This is a genomic window from Thiolapillus sp. (assembly GCF_048562965.1).
Lineage (GTDB): Bacteria > Pseudomonadota > Gammaproteobacteria > Chromatiales > Chromatiaceae > Thiolapillus > Thiolapillus brandeum_A.
The window spans coordinates 1-4,483 of the sequence record NZ_JBHNMF010000273.1; the positions used below are offsets into that span (position 1 = coordinate 1).

6 protein-coding genes are annotated in these 4,483 nt (G+C 58.3%); 2 read left to right on the top strand and 4 right to left on the bottom strand.

Annotated features, from left to right (window positions below; translation table 11 throughout):
• Positions 1-399: DUF4124 domain-containing protein (locus ACOCD2_RS13000; protein WP_293672776.1), on the top strand; the 399-nt coding region annotated here is incomplete at its 5' end.
• A 15-nt stretch (positions 400-414) separates the two neighbouring features.
• Here the strand turns inward: ACOCD2_RS13000 and ACOCD2_RS13005 are convergent.
• From ACOCD2_RS13005 to cysQ, 3 genes are read right to left on the bottom strand one after another with little or no spacing between them, the layout of a single operon-like run.
• Positions 415-852 carry a thioredoxin family protein gene (locus ACOCD2_RS13005; protein ID WP_293648199.1) on the bottom strand — a complete coding sequence of 146 codons (438 nt, stop codon included), beginning with the start codon at positions 850-852 and terminating at the stop codon, positions 415-417.
• Positions 853-861: 9 nt separating this feature from the next.
• Complete coding sequence (locus ACOCD2_RS13010) at positions 862-1,443, bottom strand: thioredoxin family protein (protein ID WP_293648202.1); 582 nt, start codon at positions 1,441-1,443, stop codon at positions 862-864.
• Positions 1,440-2,228, bottom strand: coding sequence for a 3'(2'),5'-bisphosphate nucleotidase CysQ (gene cysQ, locus ACOCD2_RS13015; RefSeq protein WP_293648205.1), 789 nt, complete (start codon positions 2,226-2,228; stop codon positions 1,440-1,442). Before cysQ ends, ACOCD2_RS13010 begins: the two co-directional genes overlap by 4 nt.
• An 81-nt stretch (positions 2,229-2,309) precedes the next feature.
• On the opposite strand from cysQ, the gene yrfG reads away from it, so the two are divergent.
• Entirely contained in the window at positions 2,310-2,972 is a 663-nt protein-coding gene (yrfG, locus tag ACOCD2_RS13020; protein ID WP_293648208.1) for a GMP/IMP nucleotidase, read from the top strand.
• A 3-nt stretch (positions 2,973-2,975) separates the two neighbouring features.
• Here yrfG and ACOCD2_RS13025 read toward each other — a convergent pair.
• On the bottom strand, positions 2,976-4,483 hold a 1,508-nt coding region (locus tag ACOCD2_RS13025; protein ID WP_295321198.1), incomplete at its 5' end, for an EAL domain-containing protein.

The following is a 4,483-nucleotide window of genomic DNA, read 5'->3' on the forward strand; positions in this document are numbered from 1 at the left end:
ATTATTTCTTTTCTGCCCATCAGCAGCCAGGCGGCGCAGGTGTATCGCTGTGTGGCAACCGACGGCAGCGTCAGCTTTCAGCAGCAGGCCTGTGAGGGTGAGGGCACACGCATGGAAACCGGTGAAGCCCAGGCCGTCTGGGCGTCCCTGCGCTCCGGGGAGCAGTCACTGTACGATCAGTATCGCAAGCGCGACAGGGACAGACTGAAACGCAAACGCCAGATTGCCCGAAACAGGCAGAAACCCAGGACGGCAGACGACCGAACCTGCTGGAAAAAGCGCGAGCAACTGGAATCCGTCAGCGCCAGACTGCGTCGTGGCTACAAGGCCTCGCAGGGCAATGAGCTGCGCCGCAGGCGCGACAGCTATGAAGACTATCTGCGTACTTTCTGCCCCTGAACGGCCGGCTGCAGATCAGCGGTTGCGGTCAGCGGATCGCCACAGCTGGAAGCTGGGATGGGACAGATAGCCCTTGCTCAGTACATAGTTGAGCACATTGCGCAGACGGAAAAAATGCACCACCGAATCTACGCGAATGATCTCCTTGCCGTTTTCATCGAAGAAAATCAGGGTAGGGGCATAGAACACGCCCAGTGAATTCGCCCATTCCCGGGCGCTGAGCTTGCGCCCGTCCGGCGTAATCACCGGCTCGTTGCCTCGCATGTTCAGTTGTACACTGTCGAAGGCATCAAACAGCTCCTGAATGGCCGGCTGGCGCAGCAACTGGGTGTGCAGGATGTCGCAGGCATGACAGTTGCCCTGTTCGAAAAATACCGCCAGGGGGCGTTCACCGGGAAACTTACTGCGGTCCAGATGATAGGGCGGCGGCAGGAAGAAGTCCTCTTCCACCATATCCTCTGCCTAGAACCTGAGGGTGCTGTCACCCCGGGCCAGATAGACATTGAAGCGTTCCCGCTTGTAATGCTCTCCCGCCACATACTCCAGCGCCGCCCTGAACTGATAGGGGGGATAGTAGCCCCGCAGGCGCAGGGCGATGTTGCCATCCTTGTCATAGAACACCAGTGAGGGCGTGAAATTGGTGCCCATCTTCAGCGCATAGTCCCGCTGGCTCATGGTGTTGCCGGCCGGGTCGGTGACCTCTTCCGGGCTCCAGATATCAATGCCGATGACATCGAAATTGTCCCTGGTGTATTTGACGATATCCGGCATCTTGAAATTGATTTCCATGAGCTGCCGGCAGTAGGGGCAGCGCTTCTGGCCGAAATACACGATGATGCCGCGCTTGCCGTTGTCCACGGCTTCCTTGAGGTCGTCTTTCAGATCCAGGAAGCTGTCTTTGAACCAGTCCGGATGCTGCACCATTTCCTTCAGGGGAACATCATCAAAAACCAGCGGATCTTCCCCGTCGGAGGCCATTGCCATGCCACCTGTCCAGGCGAGCAGCAGCAACATGTGAATCAGGATGGCGGGGCGCAGACTCATAAATAGGATTTCCAGTCGATGGTGTCGTCACCGAACACCAGAAAATACGGATTCAGCAGCGAATCCTTCTGATTGTAGGCCAGACGCTGCAAATCGGTGTCCGTCACCTGCCCTCCCGCCGCTTCCACGACCGCCTGTGCGGCCGCCGTATCCCATTCCGAGGTTGGCCCCAGACGGGGATAGATATCCGCCTTGCCTTCCGCCACCAGACACAGTTTCAGGGAACTGCCCATGCTGACCATCTCGTGGGGAGGCAGCTTCTGCAGGAACTGCACCAGGCTGTCGCCGGCATGGGAGCGGCTGCCCGCCACCCGCATGGGCGATGCACATGGCCGGGCAACCTGTATCGGCACCGGTTCACCGTGACCTTCCTGACGAAAGGCGCCGGCCTGGGTATCGCCAAAGCAGGTGACTCCGGTAACCGGCACATACACCACACCCATCACCGGATAGCCGTCATCGATGAGCGCGATGTTCACCGTGAATTCGCCGTTGCGCTTGACGAACTCGCGGGTGCCATCGAGAGGATCGATCAGCCAGTAACGCCGCCACTGCCTGCGCTGCACATAGGGAATGGACGCAGACTCTTCTGAAAGTACCGGAATCTCCAGCGTCAGCTGTCCGAGCGCCGCTTCGATGAGCCGGTGCGATGCCATGTCCGCCTGGGTGAGTGGCGAGCTGTCGGCCTTCTCCTCCACCTCGAAGTCCTGGGCGTATATCTGCAGAATGGCATCTCCCGCGTCGCGGGCGATCTGGTTGATATGCTGGATGTCTGGTAATGTCATGTATGAATCTTTTCTTATTCTGGTAAGCACAGGCTACAAAGCTGACAGGCAGAGTGCAAACGCTTTTTTTCGGAGAATTCCATGTTTGACTGGGCACAGATCGATACGGTACTGCTGGATATGGACGGCACCCTGCTGGATCTGCATTTCGACAACCATTTCTGGCTGGAATATGTGCCAAGACGCTATGCCGAACAACATGGCCTGAGCCTGGAAGCGGCCACCGAGGAGCTGATGCAGCGCTACAGGCGGGTCGAAGGCACGCTGGACTGGTACTGTGTGGACTACTGGAGCCGGGAACTGGCGCTGGACATTCCCCTGCTGAAAACGGAAGTGGAGCACCTCATCGCCGTGCATCCCCACGTGACCGATTTTCTGGAATGCCTGGGCACATCCGGCAAGTCACGGGTGCTGGTGACCAACGCCCATCAGAAAGCGCTGCAGCTGAAAATGGGGAAAACCCGCCTGGGAGCTTATCTGGATCAGGTGATCAGCGCCCATGACATCGGCCTGCCGAAAGAAAACCCGGCGTTCTGGGAACGCCTGCAACAGGTCGTACATTTTTCGCCGGAGCGCAGCCTGTTCATCGACGACAGTCTGCCGGTGCTGCGTTCAGCCCGTGATTTCGGTATCGGCAATCTGCTGTGCATGCTGCAGCCGGATGCCCGGCAGCCCGCCAGGGAAATCAGCGAATTCCCTGCGCTGCAGCATTTCGAACCGCTGTTACAGGACCTGGCTTGCTGAAAGTCAGCTTTTTCTCGAAGCGCTGCTCTTTTCCGGAAGGCTCATTTCGGTGGCGCCCAGGAAATTCAGAAGCGCATCCGTGGGCAGCGGCTTGCTGATGATGTATCCCTGCAGGTAGTCGCAGCCGATATTGATCAGATAGCGCCTCTGCGCTTCGGTCTCCACGCCCTCGGCCACGACTTTCATGCCGAAGCTGTGCGCCAGCTGGGTAATGGCCTTGACCAGAATCGCATCATCCTCATCCGATGAAATATCCCTGACGAACTCCCTGTCGATCTTGATGCTGTCGAAGGGATAACTGCGCAGATGATTGAGCGAAGACTGCCCGGTACCGAAGTCATCCAGCACCAGCGGAATACCGAGCTGCCGCAGTTCACTGAACAGGGCCCGTGCCGTGGCCAGGTCTTCCAGCAGTGTATCCTCGGTGATCTCCAGGGTGATCGGGGAAGGGTATTTCAGGCGCCGCAGCGTGGTGATCACACCGCTGTGACGGCTGGGGTCGCGCAGCGCACTCGGGGCCATGTTGATGGACACGCGCAGTCGTATGCCGTATTCGTTGAGCACATGCTCCTGCAGATCATCGACCTGGGCGAAAAGATGTTCGGTCACTTTCCGGCTCAAATCCAGATTCTGGCTTTTCATGGTCTCCATGAACTCGTCCGGATAGATCAGCGGGCCGTTTTCCGGCTGCCAGCGCATGAGCGCTTCCACAGCGATGAGCTGTCCGGTGCCAGCATCGACGATAGGCTGATAATGGAACAGGAATTCCTTTTTCAGCGCAGCATCACGCAGGCGGTGTTCCAGGTCGAGCTGACGGCTGACCCGCTGCAACAGTTCGCTGGAGAAGAAGTGATAGTTGTTCTTACCGCAACGCTTGGCCTCGTACATGGCTGAGTCGGCATCACGCAGCAGATCCTCGGGCTGGTTGTCATCGTAAGGCGCAATGGAAATACCGATGGAGCCGGAAATATGATACTGCTGGCTCCCGATTTCCAGCGGAGACTGCAGCTCCTTGAGTATCTTCAGCGCCACGTTTCGGGCGAAAGCCTTTTGTCCGATATCTTCCAGGAGAATGGCGAACTCGTCTCCCCCCAGGCGCGCGACCGTATCGGACTTGCGTATGACCTTCTGTAAACGGCGGGCCACGTTGACCAGCAGTTCATCCCCGGCAAAATGGCCGAGGGCATCGTTTATCTGCTTGAAATTGTCCAGATCGAGAAAAAGCAGGGCCACCATCTTGTTGTGGCGGCGGGCGATGCTCAGTGCATGTTCCAGCCGATCCATGAACAGCAGCCGGTTGGGCAACTGGGTAAGAGGATCGTGATGCGCCAGATGATCCAGCCCCTGTTGGCGCTTCCACACCTGCCGCCGCATCTCGCTGAAGGCCTCGACCGCTGCCAGGCATGGAGAGCGAAGCGAAGGCTGGTAGACCCCAGTAGCCGCGAGGCCGCACTGTTTTCCCGGCGTGCCTTGCGCCAGAGGGAAAACAAAGTAGGCCTCCGAACGCGGCG

Bases quoted from the DNA above. Each gene is read 5' to 3' on its own strand.
- yrfG (WP_293648208.1), top strand. From the start codon at position 2,310: ATGTTTGACTGGGCACAGATCGATACGGTACTGCTGGATATGGACGGC.
- ACOCD2_RS13010 (WP_293648202.1), bottom strand. From the start codon at position 1,443: ATGAGTCTGCGCCCCGCCATCCTGATTCACATGTTGCTGCTGCTCGCC.
- cysQ (WP_293648205.1), bottom strand. From the start codon at position 2,228: ATGACATTACCAGACATCCAGCATATCAACCAGATCGCCCGCGACGCG.
- ACOCD2_RS13005 (WP_293648199.1), bottom strand. From the start codon at position 852: ATGGTGGAAGAGGACTTCTTCCTGCCGCCGCCCTATCATCTGGACCGC.